At 69.6% G+C, this 19580-nt stretch carries 19 protein-coding genes and 1 pseudogene; 12 read left to right on the top strand and 8 right to left on the bottom strand.

The genetic code is table 11. The features are described from left to right. Positions 1-80: 80 nt before the first annotated feature. The 7 genes from AMK16_RS00445 to AMK16_RS00415 all read left to right on the top strand — a co-directional run bounded on the left by AMK16_RS00445 (position 81) and on the right by AMK16_RS00415 (position 6804). Complete coding sequence (locus AMK16_RS00445; protein WP_073907055.1) at positions 81-1031, top strand: ABC transporter substrate-binding protein; 951 nt, start codon at positions 81-83, stop codon at positions 1029-1031. Positions 1032-1117: 86 nt separating this feature from the next. Beyond that, positions 1118-2029 (top strand): amino acid ABC transporter permease, encoded by a 912-nt coding sequence (locus AMK16_RS00440; RefSeq protein WP_073907052.1) that lies wholly within the window; start codon positions 1118-1120, stop codon positions 2027-2029. Continuing rightward, on the top strand, positions 2026-2790 hold the full coding sequence (locus AMK16_RS00435; RefSeq protein ID WP_274535325.1) for an amino acid ABC transporter ATP-binding protein: 765 nt from the start codon (positions 2026-2028) through the stop codon (positions 2788-2790). The genes AMK16_RS00440 and AMK16_RS00435 overlap by 4 nt, the downstream gene beginning before the upstream one ends. After that, entirely contained in the window at positions 2787-4004 is a 1218-nt protein-coding gene (locus tag AMK16_RS00430; RefSeq protein ID WP_079191228.1) for a M20 family metallopeptidase, read from the top strand. The genes AMK16_RS00435 and AMK16_RS00430 overlap by 4 nt, the downstream gene beginning before the upstream one ends. 72 nt (positions 4005-4076) lie before the next feature. Beyond that, a complete protein-coding gene (locus tag AMK16_RS00425; protein ID WP_073907050.1) occupies positions 4077-5363 on the top strand; it encodes a cyanophycinase in 1287 nt (428 codons plus the stop codon). 126 nt (positions 5364-5489) lie between these two features. Next, positions 5490-6371: a MurR/RpiR family transcriptional regulator gene (locus tag AMK16_RS00420; protein WP_073907047.1), complete on the top strand. Its 882-nt coding sequence runs from the start codon at positions 5490-5492 to the stop codon at positions 6369-6371. A 190-nt stretch (positions 6372-6561) separates the two neighbouring features. After that, positions 6562-6804 (top strand): hypothetical protein, encoded by a 243-nt coding sequence (locus AMK16_RS00415; RefSeq protein ID WP_073907044.1) that lies wholly within the window; start codon positions 6562-6564, stop codon positions 6802-6804. A gap of 161 nt (positions 6805-6965) precedes the next feature. Here AMK16_RS00415 and AMK16_RS00410 read toward each other — a convergent pair whose 3' ends face one another. After that, positions 6966-7472, bottom strand: a complete 507-nt coding sequence (locus AMK16_RS00410; RefSeq protein ID WP_242438486.1) for a terpene synthase family protein — start codon at positions 7470-7472, stop codon at positions 6966-6968. A gap of 564 nt (positions 7473-8036) precedes the next feature. On the opposite strand from AMK16_RS00410, the gene AMK16_RS00405 reads away from it, so the two are divergent. Continuing rightward, positions 8037-8330, top strand: a complete 294-nt coding sequence (locus tag AMK16_RS00405; RefSeq protein ID WP_073907042.1) for a carbohydrate-binding module family 14 protein — start codon at positions 8037-8039, stop codon at positions 8328-8330. Positions 8331-8472: 142 nt separating this feature from the next. Here the strand turns inward: AMK16_RS00405 and AMK16_RS00400 are convergent, their stop codons facing one another. Next, the gene (locus AMK16_RS00400; protein ID WP_073907039.1) at positions 8473-8724 is read right to left on the bottom strand and encodes a MarR family transcriptional regulator; all 252 of its coding nucleotides are present in this window, start codon (positions 8722-8724) and stop codon (positions 8473-8475) included. A gap of 301 nt (positions 8725-9025) precedes the next feature. Between AMK16_RS00400 and AMK16_RS00395 the strand changes: the two genes are divergently transcribed. Both AMK16_RS00395 and AMK16_RS00385 read left to right on the top strand, forming a co-directional pair. Next, positions 9026-9778 carry a hypothetical protein gene (locus AMK16_RS00395; protein ID WP_073907037.1) on the top strand — a complete coding sequence of 251 codons (753 nt, stop codon included), beginning with the start codon at positions 9026-9028 and terminating at the stop codon, positions 9776-9778. A 589-nt stretch (positions 9779-10367) separates the two neighbouring features. Next, the gene (locus AMK16_RS00385; RefSeq protein ID WP_073907031.1) at positions 10368-10757 is read left to right on the top strand and encodes a hypothetical protein; all 390 of its coding nucleotides are present in this window, start codon (positions 10368-10370) and stop codon (positions 10755-10757) included. Between the two features lie 309 nt (positions 10758-11066). On the opposite strand, the gene AMK16_RS00380 is transcribed toward AMK16_RS00385, so the two are convergent. Beyond that, positions 11067-11576 (bottom strand): DUF2867 domain-containing protein, encoded by a 510-nt coding sequence (locus AMK16_RS00380; protein ID WP_073907028.1) that lies wholly within the window; start codon positions 11574-11576, stop codon positions 11067-11069. Positions 11577-11948: 372 nt separating this feature from the next. Beyond that, a complete protein-coding gene (locus AMK16_RS00375) occupies positions 11949-13079 on the bottom strand; it encodes an NADH:flavin oxidoreductase (protein WP_073907025.1) in 1131 nt (376 codons plus the stop codon). Positions 13080-13251: 172 nt separating this feature from the next. On the opposite strand from AMK16_RS00375, the pseudogene AMK16_RS00370 reads away from it, so the two are divergent. Beyond that, positions 13252-13728, top strand: a pseudogene (locus AMK16_RS00370) (MarR family winged helix-turn-helix transcriptional regulator); the annotation flags it as partial. Positions 13729-13874: 146 nt separating this feature from the next. Here AMK16_RS00370 and AMK16_RS00365 read toward each other — a convergent pair. From AMK16_RS00365 to AMK16_RS00355, 4 genes are all read right to left on the bottom strand, one after another. Beyond that, complete coding sequence (locus tag AMK16_RS00365; protein WP_073907023.1) at positions 13875-14315, bottom strand: VOC family protein; 441 nt, start codon at positions 14313-14315, stop codon at positions 13875-13877. A gap of 119 nt (positions 14316-14434) precedes the next feature. Beyond that, positions 14435-14647 carry a hypothetical protein gene (locus AMK16_RS35650; RefSeq protein ID WP_143196768.1) on the bottom strand — a complete coding sequence of 71 codons (213 nt, stop codon included), beginning with the start codon at positions 14645-14647 and terminating at the stop codon, positions 14435-14437. Between the two features lie 204 nt (positions 14648-14851). After that, positions 14852-16126, bottom strand: a complete 1275-nt coding sequence (locus AMK16_RS00360; protein ID WP_073910024.1) for an MFS transporter — start codon at positions 16124-16126, stop codon at positions 14852-14854. 17 nt (positions 16127-16143) lie between these two features. After that, the gene (locus AMK16_RS00355) at positions 16144-16683 is read right to left on the bottom strand and encodes an ArsR/SmtB family transcription factor (protein ID WP_073907020.1); all 540 of its coding nucleotides are present in this window, start codon (positions 16681-16683) and stop codon (positions 16144-16146) included. A 486-nt stretch (positions 16684-17169) separates the two neighbouring features. Here AMK16_RS00355 and AMK16_RS00350 point away from each other — a divergent pair, with 486 nt between their 5' ends. Then, positions 17170-19515, top strand: a complete 2346-nt coding sequence (locus AMK16_RS00350; RefSeq protein ID WP_073907017.1) for an Orn/Lys/Arg decarboxylase N-terminal domain-containing protein — start codon at positions 17170-17172, stop codon at positions 19513-19515. The last annotated feature ends 65 nt before the right edge of the window (positions 19516-19580 follow it).

Genomic DNA, 19580 nt, shown 5'->3' with positions numbered 1-19580 from the left:
TTGATGGCTGTTCTGTAACTTCCAGCGTGCAGTCGACGGCGAAGACTCCCGTCGGCCGACCACTGGAGAGGTTCGACTCGATGGACACTCGGCTCACCCGACACCTGGCTGCCGCGCTCGCCGCCGCCACCGCGCTGGCCACACTGACCGCCTGCTCGGACTCCGGCAGCGACCCCGCTGCCGGAGAAGCCGGCCCGATCACCGTCGCCGGCGTGACGATCACCAAGGACGCAGCGCTGCACGACGCCCTCCCGGCACAGATCAAGAAGGCGGGCACGGTCCGGGTGGCCACCGATGTCCCGTACGCGCCCTTCGAGATGTTCGTCAAGGAGGGGGAGAGCGAACTCACCGGCCTGGACCACGACCTCGGACAGGCCCTCGGGGCGAAGCTCGGAGTGCCGTTCGCCTTCACTGCGCAGAAGTTCGACGGAATCGTCCCCGCCATCCAGGCCGGCAAGTACGACGTGGCGCTCTCGGCCATCACCGACAACGAGGAGCGCCAGGCCGTCGTCGACTTCGTCGACTACTCCCAGTCCGGCTCCGGCATCATGACCCTCAAGGGCAACCCGGACAAGATCATCACCCTCGATGACCTGTGCGGGAAGAAGGCCGGTGTCCAGGCGGCCACCAACCAGCTCGACCTGCTCAAGGAACACCAGGCCACGTGCAAGGCCGCGGGCAGGCCCGAGATCGACATCCAGACGTTCCCCAAGGACTCCGACGCCCAGCTCGCCCTGCGCGCCGGCAAGGTCGCCGCCGACGTCCTGACCAAGCCCGCCGCCGGCTGGACCGCCAAGACCGCCGACGACGGCAAGGCCTTCGAACTCGTCGAAGACCCCGCGGCGGCAGGCGGCTACAAGGCCTCACCGAACGGCATCGCCGTATCGAAGAAGCTCCCCGGACTCACCGCCGCCATCCAGAAAGCACTCCAGGCCCTCATCGACGAAGGCACCCTCAACAAGATCTGCGCGAAGTACGGCGTCGAGTCGATCGCGCTGAAGGAAGCCACCAAGAACGCCGAGGTGGACTGATCATGGCAACCTCCTCAACCTCAACCTCCTCAACCTCCACTCCCACCGCCTCCGCGGACCCCCGGACACTCCCCGGCGCGCCGGACATGCCCCTCGTGCCCGTCCGCCGCTACGGACGCTGGGCGGCAGCCGTATGCTCCGTCGCCGCCCTGGTGGGCCTGGCCGGCTCACTGGCCAAGAACCGCAACCTCCACTGGGACGTCGTCGGCCACTACCTTTTCGCCGACCTCATCTTCGACGGCCTCGCCACGACCCTGTGGCTGACCGCCGCAGCCATGGCCCTCGGCCTGGGCCTGGGCACCCTCATCGCCGTGATGCGCCTGTCGACCAGCCCCGTCCTGTACGGCCTGGCCACCTTCTTCGTCTGCATCTTCCGCGGCACCCCGCTGCTCGTCCAGATCATCTTCTGGGGCTACGCAGGCGCGCTCTACGCATACGTGATGGTCGGGATCCCCTTCACCGACATCACGTTCTTCACCGCCGAGACCAACTCGCTGCTCACCCCTGCCGTCGCAGCCCTCCTGGCCCTCGGGCTCAACGAGGCCGCCTACGCCTCCGAAATCGTCCGGGCGGGCATCCAGTCCGTCGACCCCGGACAGGCCGAGGCCGCCCATTCGCTCGGCATGCGCCCCGCCCTGACCATGCGGCGGATCGTCCTGCCCCAGGCCATGCGCGTCATCATCCCGCCGATGGGCAACGAGACCATCAACATGCTCAAGATGACCGCCCTGGTCTCCGTCATTTCAGCGCACGACCTCATGTCCAACATCCAGGACGTCTACGCCCAGAACTACCAGGTCATCCCCATGCTCGTCGTCGCCAGCCTCTGGTACCTGGCGCTGGTCACCCTCCTGGGCATTCCGCAGGCGTGGCTGGAGCGCCGCTACGGCCGCGGGACGACCCGGGCCGGCCACACCTCCCCGCTGCGGCGCATGCTCGGCAATGCCGCGGGCCTGCTCCGCAAGAACGACGCGACCAGCAAGGACGGCGGCCGATGACCACTGCCATGCTCCACGCCCAAGGCGTACGCAAGCACTTCGGGAAACTGGAGGTCCTCAAAGGGATCGACCTGATGGTCGAACGCGGACAGGTCTGCTGCCTGCTCGGGCCCTCCGGGTCGGGCAAGTCGACCTTCCTGCGCTGCATCAACCACCTGGAGAAGATCGACGCGGGTCTGCTCGCCGTCGAAGGCGACCTCGTCGGCTACCGCAGGCACGGCAACAAGCTTCTCGAACTGCGCGAGCGGGAAGTGGCCGAGCGCCGACGCGACATCGGCATGGTCTTCCAACGCTTCAACCTCTTCCCCCACATGACGGCCCTCGGCAACGTCATGGAAGCACCCCTCAGCGTGGCGGGCGTGTCCAGGTCGCAGGCCCGTGAGGATGCCGAACGGCTCCTGGCCCAGGTGGGACTCGCCGACCGGGCCGGCCACTACCCCGCCGAGTTGTCCGGGGGACAGCAGCAACGCGTTGCTATCGCCCGCGCGCTGGCGATGAAGCCCAAGCTGATGCTGTTCGACGAGCCCACCTCGGCCCTCGACCCCGAACTCGTCGGCGATGTCCTCGACGTCATGCGCCGGCTTGCCGCGGACGGCATGACGATGATCGTCGTCACCCATGAGATCGGCTTCGCCCGCGAGGTCGGCGACACGGCGGTCTTCATGGACGAAGGCGTCGTCATCGAGGCGGGAGACCCGCGGCGCGTCCTCGTCGACCCCGAACACGAGCGCACCCGAGCCTTCCTGTCGAAGGTCCTGTGACCGCCCCCGCCCGCGGGCAGGCCCCAGCGGCCACGACACTCCTGCCCCACGCCCAGCACATCCTCCCCGCCTACCTCCACGATCTGGCCCACCTGGTGTCCATCGACTCCGGCTCCTACAACGGCCGAGGAGTCAACCGCATGGCCGACTGGGTGCAGGAACGACTCGCACAGCTCGGATTCGACACCGAACGCTTCACCTCGCCCGAAGCGGCACACCACAACCTCGGCGACACCCTCGTAGCCCGCAAACGGGGCAGTCTCACGGTGGCCGCCGGCGGCCGCCGTATCCTCCTCGCCGCGCACATGGACACCGTCTTCGAAGACGGCACCGCAGCGCGGCGGCCCTTCACCCTGTCCGGCGCCGTCGCCCACGGCCCCGGCGTCAGCGACGACAAGGGCGGCCTCCTCGCGGGCCTGCACGCACTGGACGTCCTGGAGAGAGCGGGCCTGCACGACTTCGCCGAGATCATCTTCCTGGCCACCCCCGACGAGGAAATCGGCTCACCAGCAAGCCGCCCCGTCATCGAACACGCGGCGCAAGGCATGCACCACGCCCTCGCCCTCGAATGCGCCAGGGAGAACGGCGACCTGGTCATCGCCCGCAAAGGCGTCGCCGACTTCCGCCTCACCATCACCGGACGCGCCGCCCACGCCGGAATCGAACCCGAACGCGGCGCCAACGCCGCCCTCACCGCCGCCCACCTCACCATCGCCCTGCACAACCTCAACGGCCACTGGGACGACGTCACCGTCAACGTCGGCGTCATCCGAGCGGGGACACGCGCCAACATCGTCTGCCCCGGTGCCGAACTGCACGTCGAGGTACGCGCGGCCACGCTCGCCGACGTGGAGCGCGTCAAGGACGCCATCACCGAAGCGGCCAGCCGGCCGGCCGTGGCGGGCACCACCGTGAGCGTGGAACAACTCGACCTGTGCGCACCCATGGAAGACACACCCGCCTCCAGGCGCATGCTGACTCACGCCCAGGCCGCCGCCCGACAGCTCGGACTCGACATCCGAGCCGTCGCCACTGGCGGAGTGGGAGACGCCAACCTCATAGCCGGCGTCGGCATACCCGTCCTCGACGGCCTCGGCCCCGTCGGCGGCGCAGACCACAGCCCGCACGAATGGCTCGACACCACCACCGTCGCGCCCCGCATCGCGCTCCTGGCGTCCCTGATCGCCTCCCTGGGCGACACCCGAAACCACTGACCCCAGCCCGTACCACCCGTCGACGGCGTCCCGGCTACCGGACGCAAGAGCCCAGCCACGGAGGCACCCAGCATGCGCGCCCCATCCCCTCTCACCCGCCGCACCCTCCTCGCCGGCACCACGGCCCTGGCACTCGCCCTGACCGCGACCCCCGCCACCGCCGGCGCGCCGCCCTCTCCCCGCCGAGGCTCCCTCGTCCTCATCGGCGGAGGCCTCAAGGACGACAACACGCAGGTCTACGGCGAGATCATCAAGCGCGCCGGCGCAGCCGACGCCCGCATCGGCATCCTCACCGCCTCCTCCCTCCCCGCCAGCCAGGACCCCGAGGCAGCCGACCCCGACAAATGCAGCAACTCCGCCTGCAACGGCGCCTACTACGCCAACCTGTTCAAGAAGCACGGCGCGGCCGACGCCCAATGGATCCCCATCGACCTCGACCACATCGCCAACGCCGATTCCGACCAGGTCGTCGCCCAGATCAACTCCATGACCGGCTTCTTCTTCGGCGGCGGCGACCAGTACCGCTACGTCACCACCCTCCTCCACGGCCCGGCCCACACCGACTCCAAGGCCCTCGCGACCATCCGGGCCAAACTCGCCGCAGGCGCGGTCATCTCGGGCTCCTCGGCCGGCGCGCAGATAGCCTCCGGCCCGGACATGGTGACCGGCGGCGACTCCTACCGGGCGCTGCGCGACGGAAGCACCCCCGGCTACTTCGACGACCCCACCCGCCTCGGATACCTTCCCCAAGGCGGCTTCGGACTCCTGCGATCCGGCCTCATCGACACCCACACCGGCACCTCCGGCCGGGAAGGACGAGCCCTGCGCCTGGCCGCCGACACCGGACACGACCGGGTCTACGCCCTCGAAGAGAACACCGCCGTCGTCGTCGACAACCCCGGCACCGACCACGAAGCGCTCCGTGTCCTCGGACCCCAGGGCCTGGCCATCCTCGACCTGGACCACGCCCGCACCGACAGCACGGCCAAGGGGTGGTCGCTCACCGGCGCCCGCTACACCTACCTCACCGACGGCGACCACTACGACGCACGCCGCCGCACCGCCCGGCCCGCGCCGGGCAAGACCCCCCTCATCCCGCGCAGCACGCAGCCCGTGCCGGCCAACAACGACGTCTTCCACTCCGTCGACAACCCGGACGCAAACCCCTACTCCCTGCGTGCCACCGCCCGTCAACTCGCCGAAACCCGCACTCAGCACACCGCCACCGCCACCACGTTCGAAACCTGCCCCCGTTTCACCGTGAGTCTGACCAAGAACCCCGGCCCCACCTCCTGGACGAGCATCCCCGGAAGCGCGCAGAGCATCATCGGGCTGGGCATCGCGATCAAGGGTCCATAGCTCCCGCGCACACCGAAACCCCCAAGACCCCCGGCGGTTGCGGTCACCGGGCCCCGGGGCCGCATCCGCCGACTGGGACAGCAGCTAGGCTCGGCGGATGCGGCCCGCATGACCGGAAGGACACCCATGGCAGCCGGCTCCCTCGCCGACGACATCCGCCACAAGCTGGGCGAGCTCAGCCCAGCCGAACGCAAGGTCGCCCGCGTCCTCCTGGCCAACTATCCCGCCGCCGGATTCGAAACCGTCGCCGCCATCGCCGAGCGGGCAGCGGTCTCCGCCCCCACCGTCCTGCGCTTTGCCGCCCGACTCGGCTACCGCGGCTTCCCCGACTTCCAGGCCGCCCTGCGCCAGGAACTCGACGAACGCAACGCCTCCCCGCTGTCCCTGTACGAGTCCACCGACTACGGACGACGAACCCCTGACTCCGAGGCGACCGGTCGGGACGACAGCCTCCTGACCCGAGCGAACACCGCCTTCGCCGCAGCCCTCACGCACACCCTCAACGAGGTCCCCCCGCACGACCTCGGCCAAGCCATCCACATCCTCAGCGACCGCAGACGCCGCATCACCCTGGCCGGCGGCCGCTTCACCCACCTGCTGGCCCAGTACCTCGCCAAGCACCTCATGCAACTCCGCGACGACGTGAGGATCCTCCCGGAATCGGCCGTCGAACGTACGGCCCACCTGGCCCATCTCGGCCGCCGTGACGCCGTCATCCTGTTCGACTACCGGCGCTACGAAGAGGACAAGACGGCCATCGCGCACATGACGCGGGAAAGCGGTGGCAAGGTGATCGTCTTCACCGATGCCTGGCTCTCCCCGGCCACCGCCCACGCGGACGTCGTCCTGTCCAGTCAGGTCTCCGCCTTCTCCCCCTACGACAGCCTCGTACCGACCCTGGCCGTCATCGAGACCGTGATCGCGGGCGTCCTGCAGCACCTCGGCGAGGACGCGCACCAGCACCTGCAACGGTCGGAAGACATCGCCCGCCGCATCGGAACGGTATGACAGCAGCACCGGACGCGATGCAGCGTCCCCTTCGGGACCCGCACCCGGCTCCAGCCTTCGTGGCCGCGGGGGCGGCGGTGCACGGGGCGGCCGCCACGCCGGTCGACTTCGCCCGGGGCGCAGGCTCCCGGATGCGGAGAGCGGGTGTGTGGGTGACGGTGGAAGCTCCGGCGTCGAATCGAGGAGCGTCATGATCGTCAAGTTTTTGCACGACAAGGGCCTGCGGAGCGAGCACGCCAACACGGTGGCCTGCCTGACCATCGGGTTGTCCGTCGCTTCGTGGCTGACGTCGATGAAGGTGGAACCGGCGGGCATCGACCGCGCCGACCGATGGGGGATCTTCGTCGCCACATGGCCGGCGACCTGGTTCGGCCTGGGCCAGGCCCTGGCTGGATACGAGAGTGCCGACGAACGGTTCGGCGACGGCGCGTAGTCCTCGCTCAGCGCAAGGTCCCGTCCCTGGCCCCCGCCGTCCGACACGGCGGGGTCTCCGGCGCCCCCCGCCCCGCTGCGGGCCGTCCATAGACGGGCTTTTCCAGCCGGTTTATGGCTGATTGCACTTAACAACCATTTCGTTGACTCCGGAAGTCGCGGCTACGCGCCGAGGAGCGGATCGAAGTAGCCGGGTCCGGTATGCGGCAGCATGTGGGATGCGCCCGTGTAGCGGAGGGTCTGGGTCTGCCAGGCGTGGTAGCCGCTCATCCAGGCGCTCATGATCTCGACGTACATGTCCACCGCGGACCGTTCCTGGCCGGTCAGGTCGAGCTGCGCAGACAAGCGGGTTATCTGCCGGGCGAGTTCGAGGAACCGCTCGACCCGTCGGCGGACTTCCCCGCGCGCCTGATCGACGGCCTGGTCGCGGGTGCAGCGCCGGTCGTGTTCGATGACGAGGACGAGGTTGTCCATGTCGCCGCGAGCTTCCTCCTTCTCCAGGGAGTAGACGTCGTTGCACATGAAGGTGACGTCGATGGCCGCCTGGCGCATGATCCGCAACTGCGGACTGTGGAAGGCGGCCGGGGGGACGGTGATGCCGGCGCATCTTCTGGCACACGGCCGCCGCCCGGCCCGGATCCAGCCCCAGAGCGCCGTCGAACTGGTCATCGAAGACGAACAAGAACGCCATCGTGTCCGCACACAGGCCAAGCGCCGGACCCTGGGCGTAGGGGTAGCCGAGCGCGGCCAGGCGGGGCATGTCCCACGAGGCAAACCACTCCAGCGACCGGCCCTCCCCGACCAGACCGATGCCCGTGGCCCACGACAGATTGCGCTGCCGCGCATCCTCCAGATCCGGGCTGAGGGCGCTCGGGAAGGGAAGATGGAATGCGATGTCCTGGGGCATTTTTCCTCCATGAAGCGAGTGGGGCACAGCCAGATGGGATCCCCACCAGACTGCGATAAGACGAATGTCCCGAGCAGAGCAAGTTGCCTTTCGGGAGCGCCTCACCCCTTGATCTGCCTGGGGGGACGGCGGCCGCGGTGGGGTGCCGGTGGAGTGCGGAGGCCTGGGCGAGCTGTTGCGGAGCGGTGGCTGCGCGCGAGCTGTAGGGCCGTAGGCGTTACCCGGAGGAGCGTGGGCGCGTTGTGGAGGGAGGTGCCCCGGCGCTGGTCGCCCTGCGGCGAAGAGCGCCGGGCGTGTTCTGCTGCGAATGAGTCAAGGATTTGAAAATGATCAAGGCTTCCCGGATGGCGGCCACCGCCGTCCTCGTCTTCGGCGTCCTGTGCCTTCCCGCATACACCGCGTCCGCGCAGACCGCCCCTGCCGGCCCAGCGGCTGATCTTGCCGACGGCTCGCCCTGCGAACCCCATGGCGCCCTCCTGGCGGACCCGGACGACCCGACCATCTTCTTCCACTGCGCGTGGGGGGTGGCGCACATGAAGAAATGTCCGGAACCGCTTCACTTCAACCCGGTCGTGGCTGTCTGCGACTGGCCCGAGAAGGCCGACGATCCGGCAGCCTGAACAAGGTTTCCCCTGGGAACGGACGCTGTCATCGGCCGGACGGCGCGCTCGGCCGCGCTTCGTCTCGGGCTTCGCCGCAAGGTGCGGGCCCGCTTCGGTGCGGTGGCCCGGCGGGACGCCGACGGTCTGCGCCTGAGCGTCTCTACGTCTGTTCCGTGACGATCAGTCGGGCGAGCAGGGCGCTCAGTTGCCTTCGTTCGGCCGGGGTCAGTGGCGCGAGCGCGTTCTTGCGGGCGTCGCGGGCGTCTCGGGTGCGGCTGATCAGCTTCCTGGCTTGCAGCTCGTTGAGCACCGTGACCATGTCCTTGGGGTCGATCCGGACGGTGCGTGACAAATCGGCCTGTGCGATGGGGCCGAGTTCGGCGATGCCGCACAGTACGGCGTGGTGCGGCATCCGCACACCCTCGCCCTGGTTCAGCCCCGCCTCGTCGCGGAGATCAGCGCCGACACCTCCATCGACCGCGATGGCGTCTACCAGAAGCCGATCCGGTACGTGCGCCTACGCCTGGAGGCGCCCGCCGAGCACGTGCCGCGGTTCGGCGGAGCCCGGCCGCAGCCCCGCGATGACCTGTTGCATGTGCCCAAGTTCGGTTCTCCGCGAACAAAACGGCACAGAATCCGGACAGGAGACCCGCGACCACACCGTCCTGGTACACCCTGAGTTGTCTGCTCCCGCATCCCGAAAGGAACATCGCATGACAGAGGTCCCGCCGGACATCGCCGAACACCTGGCGTCCCCGGATACTCTCCCGGAATGGGTGCGCTTCTACAGCGCCTACCCGACCGTCACGGCCGCCGTCCAGGCCGCCGGCAACGGCGAGAGCGTTGCCGTGTTCAGCTCGGAATCCACCGCCTACGTCCAGCGGGTCGTTCTCGTCGAAGGCAAGCCCGTCATCGAGGTCGTCCTGTACCCGGCCTCGCAGGCCCGTGAAGCGCTGGTCACCGCCTACCTCAATCACACTGATCCCGAGGCGGCCACGGCCGCGATCCTTCACACGCTGCCGCACCTGCTGCCGAAAGGCATCGACCTGAGCGGGATCGAGTGTGTGGTGGAGCCCAGCAACGGCCCCGCCCCCCGCTTCGGTTTCCGGCGCCGCGTCTCCGCCGTCGGCCTCCACACTTGGCGGGACTACGACGAGCTCCACCCCCTTGGCGACCTCCACCAGGTGCTGAGCTGGCACTCCACCGGTGGCAGCATCGCCGAAGGCGCCGAAGCCGTCGCCATCCTCCGCGCCCATGGCCTGCCCGCCGTCGGCTGCGAGCGTTGCGGCGAATCCCTCACCAACCGCCACCCGTCCTGGCCCGGCACGTGGGTGTGCCTCTCCGAGGAGTACGGGCCTCGCTGCGAAGAATTCGAAGACCCCTTCGAGGGGCTGCACGAACTCGACACCGCTGGCATCGGCGGCCCCCATGCCCCAGCCACCCGCGACCTGGAACCGGTCGCGTAGCGAGGCACTGACCGCAACCGGCTGGAGTTCTCCTTTCTGGGGCTGACGAGGCACGACTGAGGGTGTGGGAAGCCCATGGGCCCCGGAAGCTCCTGGGCCGGTGCAGGAGAAGCTCTGCGATCACATCAGGCGCGCTGATGCCCGTACCCGCGAGGCCGCGATCGGCCTCGCGGACAAGGCCGTTGGCCTGGGCGGTTGCTGGCATCCGCTCAGGTTGCAGCGGGTTCGCCTGGACGTGGCGGTGGACGACGTCCCGCGGTTCGGTCATGGGCCGGCTGACCGCAGGTGCCGTGGTCTGACGAGGTGTTGAGTAGCCGCAGGCTTCGTGCGGCGTAGCTTGCGCGTCTGAGGTTCGGTCTCGGGCTGGGGGACGTGCAGGTGAACTGCACAACTGCGCTGAAAGCAGGACGACTTGGCTGCCGGCCGTTAAGTTACCGGCCAGTTGTCCAGATGTGATCTTGTGTCGTATCGTGGCGCTGCTCCGACGGCGTTGAGCTGCCGTCCGGGCATGTGGCATTCGGAAACGGAGGGCGGTGTGAGACCGCCCTGCCCTGAACATGGGGAAACTGTGGGACTTCGTGCATCTCGGGTGAAGAAGGCGCTGACGATCGCGGTAGGGGCCGCAGTGCTGGTCATCGGCGGGCAGGGTCAGGCTTCCGCGTCCGCCGACATCTTCGTCGGTTACGGCGCGGGCAGCGAGGGCTACTGGACCGCGGACCCGTACCGCAACCTGTCCGGTGACACCGTCATGGCCTGTGACAGCAACAAGGACGGCTGGGGGGTCCAGGCCGAGCTCGACATCAACCCCATCCCCTTCAGCTTCAGCGCGGACCGCATCGCCAGCACGCGCGGCCACGACTCCCCGTACTGCGACTCGGAGTCCGGCAACCTCAAGGAAGACACCCCGGTGGCCCTTCGGGTGTGCCTGGTGAAGGGCTCCGAGAAGAAGTGCACGCTGCCGAAGTACGGCAGCGCCTGACCCGGAAGGACCCCCGCGCCGGTGCCTGCGTCCGCTGTGCCGGCACTGCTGTCGGCGTTGCCCTGTGGTGCCGGTGCCGGTTCCGGCGCCGGTGTCGGTGCTCGCTAGCGGGCGCAGGCCGGGCCGCGCAGACCCAGGCCGCCCTTCTCGAGCCGGGCCTGCGCCTGCGCCTGCTTCTCAAGCCGGGCCTGCGCCTGAAGTACGCACCCGCCCCCATGGCCTGAGGTACGCACCCGCCCCCCTGCGGGGGGTGCCGAACTTCCCCGTCGTCCACGTCTCGCGCTCGCCCACGACCGTCTCCACCAGCTGTCAGGGGCGTACTGCGCCGGCGACGACGTGGGGGACGATGAGATGGTGCAACGGCTGGATGGCCTTGAAGTACAGGCGCCCGGCCGGGCGGTGGAAGCGGACGACCGTGGTGCAGACGCCTTCGGTCCCTTCGCCCGAGGAAGAGGGGCGCACGGCGAAGGACGTACGGAAGTCCAGATGTTTGTCGTCGTCTCCGCCGAGGACCTCCTCCTCGCTCACCATCAGCAGCCGGAAGGGGCCCATCTTGAGGCCGGGCTCGATCCGGATGTCTTCCGTTGGGACGCGGTTTTGTGATTGGAGTCCGAAGGGCGCGAATACGGCGTCGCGCACGGCGAGCAGTCTGTGTACCCACTCGGGTGTTCCGGTGAAGACCATGCGGGTGAACTCGATGGCGCTGGTGCCCGCAGGGAGGTCCACGGCGACCGCATCCACATGGTCGTAACCGCCCAGACTGGCCGCGGCGGTCTGGATAACGGGCGTGGTACGTCTGCGCACTTTGACATCAGTCATGATCGGTCCCTACCCCCGCAACGTACTGCCCTTGTGCCGGTGATTCTTCACCATCGTCGGGCGGACCACGCTGCCGCCCCCTCCGCCGAGGCCTCCTGCGGTCCGAGTCCGTCTTGCGGTCCGTGTCCCTCCGGTCCGCTCTGCCGATCTGCCGTCCTGCCGCGGCGCACGGGGTGGGCGCGGCCGGTCCGCATGCCAGGTCGGATACCCGCCAGCGTGCAGGGCTGCGTTTCCGTTTCCTTGCGTTCCCTGCGTTCCTTGCGTTCCTTGACCGGAGCGCGAACGCCCCGTGACATCGGCGGACCGATGTCACGGGGCGTTTCGCGGACCGGCCGTCCGGACGGTTTCCAGCTACCGGCTACCGGCTACCGGCTACCGGCTGAGCGACCTGAGCGCCGCCGCGTCGTACGGCTTCAGCTCGTCGAAGCGGTTGCCGAGGACCTTCGCCGCCCACTGCGGGTCCTGGAGCAGCGCCCGGCCGACGGCGACCATGTCGAACTCGTCGCGTTCCATTCGGTCCAGGAGGTTGTCGATATCGCCGAGCGCCGCTCCCTCGCCGGCGAAGGCGCGGATGAAGTCGCCGTCGAGGCCGACCGAGCCGACGGTGATGGTCGGCCGGCCGGTGAGCTTCTTGGTCCAGCCCGCCAGGTTCAGGTCCGAGCCCTCGAACTCCGGGAGCCAGTAGCGCCGGGTGGAGGCGTGGAACGCGTCGACGCCCGCCGCCGCCAGCGGGGCCAGAATCGCCTCCAGCTCCTCCGGGGTCTGCGCGAGCCGGCCGTCGTAGGCCTCCTGCTTCCACTGCGAGTAGCGGAAGATCACCGGGAAGTCGGCCGGGACGCGCTCGCGGACGGCGGCCACGATCTCCGCGGCGAACTTCGTACGGGCCACCGCGTTGCCGCCGTAGGCGTCGGTGCGGCGGTTGGTCCGCTCCCACAGGAACTGGTCGAGCAGGTAGCCGTGGGCACCGTGCAGTTCGACGCCGTCGAAGCCGATCCGCTCGGCCTCCGCGGCGGCGTCGGCGAACGCGCCGATGACGTCGTCGAGGTCGGCACGGGTCATCGCCTTGCCGGCCCCCTCGGTGCCGTCGACGCGGATGCCGGAGGGGCCGACGGCGGGCGCGTCGGCGTACGGTGCCTCGCCCTGCTTGCGCACCATGCCTATGTGCCACAGCTGAGGCACGATCGTGCCGCCCGCCTCGTGCACGGCCGCGGCGACCTTTTCCCACCCCGCCAGCTGCTCCTCGCCGTGGAACCTCGGCACCCGGTCGCTGTTTCCGGCGGACTCGTGATCGACGTAGGTGCCCTCGGTGACGATCAGGCCCACACCCGCGGCGGCCCGGCTGGCGTAGTACGCCTGCACGTCCTCACCGGGCACGCCGCCGGGGGAGAACATCCGCGTCATCGGAGCCATCACGATGCGGTTGGGAACGGTCAGGCCGTTCAGCCTGACGGGCTGGGACAGGATCTCGGCCGCGCGGGAGGCGGTGGGCTCGGCGACGGTCATGTGGTTCCTCCGGGTTGAGGCTGTGGCTCGTCGGGGTGCTAGCAGAAGTGCATGATACACACGCTGTGTATCATGCATATTGCCGCGCCCGTCGCGGCCCGGCCTGGCCGGCCCTCGCGTGGAGCGGTCCGCAGACCCCGCCAGAGGTCCTCCGGTCCACGGGTCGGCGATAATGGAGCGCCGGAAGGAGCGGCCGGAAGGAGCGGGAGGCGCAGTGCTGGAGAAACTAGAGCGGGAGCTGATGCTGCTCTCGCGGCACCAGGTGCTCGCCCGGCGCGAGCGCGACCCCGAGCGCCTGGAGCGGTCGGCGTACCTGCTGCTCAGTCGGATCGACACGCAAGGCCCCATGTCCATCGGGCAGTTGTCGGAGGCCTTCGGACTCGACACCTCGACCGTGAACCGCCAGACGGCCGCGCTGCTGCGCTGCGGACTGGCCGAGCGCGTCGCGGACCCGGAGGGCGGTATGGCCCGCAAGCTGTGCATCACCGTTGAAGGCGGGCGCCGGCTCGCCGAAGACCGCGAGGTCAACCGGTCCTGCCTGGCCCGGGTGGTCGCCGACTGGTCCCCTGAGGAAGTACGGGAGCTGGAGGACGTCCTGGTCCGGCTCAACCGCAGCGCCGAGGCCCTCGAAGGACGGTACTGGCCGCGCACGGAGGAAGACGACACCCGGACCGCATGCCAGCCGCCGGTCCCGCAGACATCCGCGGCGCCCGCTCCGAGGGACTCCGCGACTCCCGCTCCACAGGCACCCGCGACTCCCGCTCCACCGGCACCCGCGACTCTTTCTCCGCCTTCTCAGTGCAGTTGCTCGGCCAGTCCGACGATGATGCCCTCCGGGCCGCGGACATAGCAGAGCAGATAGCTGTCCTCGAACCGCGCGATCTCGCCGACGAGTTCGGCGCCGTGAGGGCGCAGGCGGGCAACGGTGTCCTCGAGGTCGTCGACGGCGAACATCACGCGGTGCGTGCCCAGGATGTTGTGCGGCCGGTTGCGCGGCCCGGCGCTGATGACCGCGGGGCTGCGGTACTTCGCCAGTTCGAGCCGGCTGTGACCGTCCGGGGTCCGGACCATCGCGATGTCACAACGGACGCCGTCGAGTCCGGTGCACTGGTCGGCGACGAGTCCCTCGACCTCAGCCCTGCCCTCCAGCTCCATACCGAGTTCCACGAAGAACGCGATGGCGGCATCCATGTCCTCGACGACGATGCCGACGTTGTCCATCCGCTGAATCGCCATGCTGGCTTCTCCTTCTTCCTCGTGCGGCCGGTGGTGGCCGCTGATGTCCCCGGGACGGAGCCGGTGGCACGTTCTCGACATCCTCGGACCGCCGGACTCCTCAAAATCCGGATCGCGCCTCAGCACCGCCACAGCAGACCCGCGAGCCAGGCGCCATCACCGAGGGGGAGTGCGGCGCAGGTGGCCGCTCCCATGAAGACGGTCAGCCGCGGCGTGCCGGCCCCGCTTTTCCATGCTTCCCCGACGATGCCGCCGTTGCCCGGCTCCGTGCCGAGGGCCACGGTACCGAGGACGCAGACGTCACCCGACTCTCCCCGCTCTACGCGGCACATCAACCGGAGTTTGGCTTTCTGGGACGCTGCGCCTGTTCCCATCCAAGCCGGCGGCCCCGGCCAGGGCCCGCGCCCCTTCCGGGACCCGGACGCCGAGGAGGACGACGAGGATCGACCGCCGGCGCGCCCCGACCGGCCTGGGCCCCTCATTGCGCACCGCGGGGGCCCGGCTCCCGACGTGTTGTGACGCCTTCGCGGCGGGCGTCACAACACGTCGGATGCGTTCTCCTGGGCGGGGTCCTTGGATGCCGGGTGATCTGGACCGCCGGCCGGGGAGGCGGCACGCAGCGCCGCTTCGACCCGGCGGTTGCCGGTCATGGATGCCGTGACGGCCGTCATCGCCAGGAGGAGGACGGCGGCGGCGTAGAGCGGGGTGCGGATGTCGTAGGCGGTGGCCAGCCAGCCGCCGAGGAAGGCCCCGACGGGGGCGGCGCACATGGCCAGCATGCGGGAGGTGGAGGCGACCCGCCCCATGAGGTGGGCCGGGACGATCGCCTGCCGGAGGGAGGGCCCGAGCACCATCGTGGCGCCCATGCCGGCCCCGCAGACGGCGAGCGCCAGCCCGGCCACGTACGGGTTCGGGGCAGCTGCCAGGCCCAGGATGGCAAGCCCTTCGACAGCGGCTGTGCAGGTCAGTGCGGTGCCGGTGCCGAGTCGTCGGCCGAGGTAGGAGGCGATGCCTGCACCGAGCAGGCCGCCGGTGGCCTCCGCCGTGAGGAGCAGGCCGAAGCCATAGGTGTCGATGCCGAGGCGGTCGTGCGCGAAGAGGGCGAGGACGGTCTCCACAGCGAGGAAGGCGACGTTCCCGACCGCCGGACGGAGCGCGAGTCCGAGCAGCAACCGGTTCCGGAAGACGTACGAGGCCCCCGCCCGCGCCTGCCGAAGCAGCGACTCGCGGACCACCGGCACGGGCCGGGGCATGGCGGGCAGCGCACGTACGAGCAGTGCGGAGAGCATGAACGACAGCGCGTCGGCGAGCAGCGGAACCGCCCGCCCGAGTGCGAGCAGCACACTGCCCGCAGGCGGCCCCGCGAAGCCGGACATGGCGGTCTGCGCGACGCGCAGACGGGAGTTGGCGCGCTCCAGGAGTGCGGGGTCGCGGCCCAGCAGATCCGGCAGGTAGGCCGTGGCGGCCGTATCGAAGAAGAGTCCGCCGAGGCCGAGCAGGAAGGCGACGGCCGCGAGCAGTGGAATGCTCAGCACGTCGAGCACGGCGGCTCCTGCGGATATCCCGAGCAGCACCGCACGAACCGTGTCCGCGAGCCACATCGTGCGCCGGCGGTCCCAGCGGTCCACCAGCGCACCGCCGAGCACCCCGAAGAGTAGCCACGGCAGCGTCCCTGCGGCCGTGACGACGGCGAGCGCCATCGGATCCCGCGTCAACGTCAACGCGAGCAGCGGCAGCGCGGCATGCGTCACCCCGTCACCGAGCGAGGAGATCGTCTGTGCGGTCCACAGCCGTCCGAATCCGGGCGGCAGCTTCCTGGCCCCTTGGTTCACTTGGAGTCCCCGTCCGCCTGCTCGCGTGGCGCCGGCCGGAACAGCGCGAAGACGAGAGACGCGTCCGGCAGCGACGGATCGGACAGCTCCCGGTACTCGTCCGCCAGAGCCTGCAACCGCGCCCCCAGCTGCGCGAACTGCTCCTCGGTCAGCCGCAGGTGCGCCATCCGCACGTGTCGCACGCCATCCGCCGGCGACGCCTCCAGATCCGCCACCGCATGCCGCATCAGCACATCCGGGCCGCCTTCGCCCGGGTCCGGCAGCGCGATCGCCCGCGCGGCCATCGCGTAGTACCGCTCGGTGACCCCCCGGACCTTCCGTGTCCGTACCACCTTCACCAGGCCGGCCCGCTCCAGCAGCCGCACGTGATAGCTGGAACTCCCCTTCGCGAGGCCAACCCGCTCGGCGATCTGCGTGATCGTCGCCGGCTCGAAGCGGAGCACGGCCATGATCCGGTGACGGGTGAGATTGGAGACGGCGCGCAGCTGCTCGTCAGTGGTGACGTGAAACGTCTCGGGAAGATCATCGGTATCCATGTGAGCAATGGTCAACGATCCTTGACCATTGAGCAAGGGGATTTCGCGAGACTTCCAGAATCTGCCGTCCGGCGCGCGAGACCTCCCGTGCGCACGAGGGTTCACGGGTGCGAGGAGGGTCACTGAGGTGCAGGACCACGGTCGCCGGCTCGGCCCGCGCCCCGAACGCCACCGGGGCGTCCCATCAGTCGGCCGGCGCACCACCTTCGCGCAGGTGCGTCCGGTACATCGTCCGCTGCGCCCGCTTGCCGTGCCTTTCGTCGGCGACCAGCTCTCACCGTGCTGCGTCGGGGGCCCGGATCCGGCTCCGCAGCCCCTTGGTGTCAACTCCCACCACAGGGCGGGGAGACGCGGAGAGATTCGCGGCATGGCCCTGCAGGTGTGGCGACCCTCGTATGGGTGATGGTGCCGGTTTCCGGTCTGGTCGGTGGCACGTGCACTCGACACTTGGCGTGTCAGCTGGAGCCGCCGCGGGTAGGGAGCGTCATGTCGAACGGTAGTGTCCTGTTGGCCCTGCGTGAGGACCCCTTGAGCGGGGGCGTCGCCGGTGACCAGTTGCGGCGGATCGGCAAGGAGCTGGAGAACCGCGGGCTGGAAGTGCGCTGGGCGCGGACGGTCGAGGGGGCCTGCGCCGCCTTGCGTACCGAGGCGGGCCTGACGGCCGCGGTCGTCGCCTGGGACTTGCCGTCCGAGAGGGACGCAGACGCCGACGCCGGGGGAGGGGCAGTCCTGCGGCAGATCACCGGCCGGTTCACGGCGCTGCCCGTCTTCGTCGTGATGAGCGATGAGTCCGACCACGGACTGGATCGATTGCCCCTGTGGGTGGCCGAGACCGCCGTCGGTTACATCTGGCCCCTGGAGGACACGCCGTCCTTCATCGCCGGCCGTGTCTTCAATGCGGCACGCGCCTACGGCGAATCCGTCCTGCCGCCGTTCTTCAAAGCGCTGCGACGCTTCGACGACGCCCACGAGTACTCCTGGCACACACCGGCGCACTCCGGCGGGGTGGCGTTCTTGAAGTCCCCCGTGGGCCGGGCGTTTTTCGACTACTACGGTGAGCGGCTCTTCCGCACCGACCTGTCGATCTCGGTGGAGGAGCTGGGTTCCCTCTTCGAGCACAGTGGTCCCATCGGGGACGCCGAGCGCAACGCGGCACGCGTCTTCGGTGCCGACCGGACCTACTTCGTGCTGCATGGTGACTCCACGGCCGACCGTATGGTGGGCCACTACTGCGTCACCGCCGACGAGATCGCGCTGGTGGACCGCAACTGTCACAAGTCGGTGCTGCACGGACTGGTGATCTCCGGTGCCCGCCCGGTCTACCTCGTCCCGACCCGCAACGGATACGGCCTCGCCGGACCTCTGCCCGCCAGTGAAACCCTGCCCGCCGCGGTGGCCGCCAGGATCGCAGCCCACCCGCTGACCCCAGAGGCGGTGTCCCCCCACGCCCAGTACGCGGTGATCACCAACTCGACCTACGACGGTTTGTGCTATGACACCGTGCAGACCGCGCGTGCCCTGGCCCCCAGCACTCCTCGTCTGCATTTCGACGAAGCCTGGTTCGCCTACGCCCGCTTCCACCCCCTTTACGCCGGCCGGTACGGCATGGCCGTGGGCCCGGACACGTTCGAGGGTGCGGAACGCCCCACGGTCTTCGCCACCCAGTCCACGCACAAGCTGCTGGCCGCCCTGTCGCAGAGTGCCATGGTGCACGTGAAGTCCTCGCCCAGGGCGCCGGTCGAGCACCACCGGTTCAACGAGGCGTTCATGATGCACGGCACGACTTCAGCCCTGTACCCGGTGCTCGCCTCCCTGGACGTGGCTGCCGCGATGATGGACGGTCCACAAGGAGAGTGGCTGGTCAACGAGGCGGTCACCGAAGCGATCCGGTTCCGGCAGGCCGTCGTCCGCACCGGGCGCCGGATCGCGGAGGCCGGAGACCGGCTGCCGTGGTTCTTCGGCGTCTGGCAGCCCGACACCGTCACCGACCCCGCCGACGGGACCACCCTCCCCTTCGCCGACGCCTCCCCGGCGCTCCTGGCCAGCGACCCCCGCTGCTGGGAGCTCGACCCCGACGCGCAGTGGCACGGTTTCCCCGGACTGAGCAAGGGGCAGTGCCTGCTGGACCCCATCAAGGTGACGCTGACCTGCCCCGGCGTCAACGCCCGCGGGGAATCCGACTCGTGGGGCATTCCCGCACGCATCCTCACCGCCTACCTCGCCCACCGGGGCATCGTCGTGGAAAAGACCGACACCTACACGACGCTCGTCCTCTTCTCCATGGGCATCACCAAAGGCAAATGGGGCACCCTGATGGACGCCCTCATGGACTTCAAAGCCCTCCACGACGCCGACACCCCGCTGCGGCAAGTACTGCCCCACCTGGTCGAACGCCACCCGCAGCGCTACAGCGGCACGACCCTGCGCACGCTGTGCCAGGAGATGCACGAACACCTCACCCGGGCCGAACTGATCGACGCGCTGGACACCGCCTTCCAGGACCTGCCCGAACCGGTCGTCCCGCCCCAGGCCTGCTACCAGCAGCTGATCCGCGGAGGAACCGAACGACTTCCCCTCGCCGAAGCCGCCGGCAGGGTGGCCGCCGCCATGGTCACCGTCACCCCGCCCGGAATCCCCGTCCTGATGCCCGGGGAAGCACTCGGAACCCCCGACGGCCCGGTCCTGCGCTACCTCGGAGCACTGGAGGCATTCGACCGCGCCTTCCCCGGCTTCCACAGCGAAGCACACGGTGTCACCATCGACCCCCGCACCGGCGACTACCTCATCGAATGCGTCCGCCAGGACGGGCACGCCTCGGCCGGTGGCGAGTAAGACCTGGAATCGCTCGGCCGCCCGGCGCAGCGGCCGGCCGTCGCGTCAGACGGCGGTCTCTTACC

Source organism: Streptomyces sp. CB00455 (assembly GCF_001905445.1).
In the GTDB taxonomy this organism is placed as follows: domain Bacteria; phylum Actinomycetota; class Actinomycetes; order Streptomycetales; family Streptomycetaceae; genus Streptomyces.
Note: the sequence above shows the minus strand (reverse complement) of the source record. Positions and strands in the feature narration are given on the sequence as shown.

Bases quoted from the DNA above. Each gene is read 5' to 3' on its own strand.
- AMK16_RS00445 (WP_073907055.1), top strand. From the start codon at position 81: ATGGACACTCGGCTCACCCGACACCTGGCTGCCGCGCTCGCCGCCGCC.
- AMK16_RS00440 (WP_073907052.1), top strand. From the start codon at position 1,118: ATGCCCCTCGTGCCCGTCCGCCGCTACGGACGCTGGGCGGCAGCCGTA.
- AMK16_RS00435 (WP_274535325.1), top strand. From the start codon at position 2,026: ATGACCACTGCCATGCTCCACGCCCAAGGCGTACGCAAGCACTTCGGG.
- AMK16_RS00425 (WP_073907050.1), top strand. From the start codon at position 4,077: ATGCGCGCCCCATCCCCTCTCACCCGCCGCACCCTCCTCGCCGGCACC.
- AMK16_RS00420 (WP_073907047.1), top strand. From the start codon at position 5,490: ATGGCAGCCGGCTCCCTCGCCGACGACATCCGCCACAAGCTGGGCGAG.
- AMK16_RS00415 (WP_073907044.1), top strand. From the start codon at position 6,562: ATGATCGTCAAGTTTTTGCACGACAAGGGCCTGCGGAGCGAGCACGCC.
- AMK16_RS00410 (WP_242438486.1), bottom strand. From the start codon at position 7,472: ATGACCAGTTCGACGGCGCTCTGGGGCTGGATCCGGGCCGGGCGGCGG.
- AMK16_RS00405 (WP_073907042.1), top strand. From the start codon at position 8,037: ATGATCAAGGCTTCCCGGATGGCGGCCACCGCCGTCCTCGTCTTCGGC.
- AMK16_RS00400 (WP_073907039.1), bottom strand. From the start codon at position 8,724: ATGCCGCACCACGCCGTACTGTGCGGCATCGCCGAACTCGGCCCCATC.
- AMK16_RS00395 (WP_073907037.1), top strand. From the start codon at position 9,026: ATGACAGAGGTCCCGCCGGACATCGCCGAACACCTGGCGTCCCCGGAT.
- AMK16_RS00380 (WP_073907028.1), bottom strand. From the start codon at position 11,576: ATGACTGATGTCAAAGTGCGCAGACGTACCACGCCCGTTATCCAGACC.
- AMK16_RS00375 (WP_073907025.1), bottom strand. From the start codon at position 13,079: ATGACCGTCGCCGAGCCCACCGCCTCCCGCGCGGCCGAGATCCTGTCC.
- AMK16_RS00365 (WP_073907023.1), bottom strand. From the start codon at position 14,315: ATGGCGATTCAGCGGATGGACAACGTCGGCATCGTCGTCGAGGACATG.
- AMK16_RS35650 (WP_143196768.1), bottom strand. From the start codon at position 14,647: ATGTGCCGCGTAGAGCGGGGAGAGTCGGGTGACGTCTGCGTCCTCGGT.
- AMK16_RS00355 (WP_073907020.1), bottom strand. From the start codon at position 16,683: ATGGATACCGATGATCTTCCCGAGACGTTTCACGTCACCACTGACGAG.
- AMK16_RS00350 (WP_073907017.1), top strand. From the start codon at position 17,170: ATGTCGAACGGTAGTGTCCTGTTGGCCCTGCGTGAGGACCCCTTGAGC.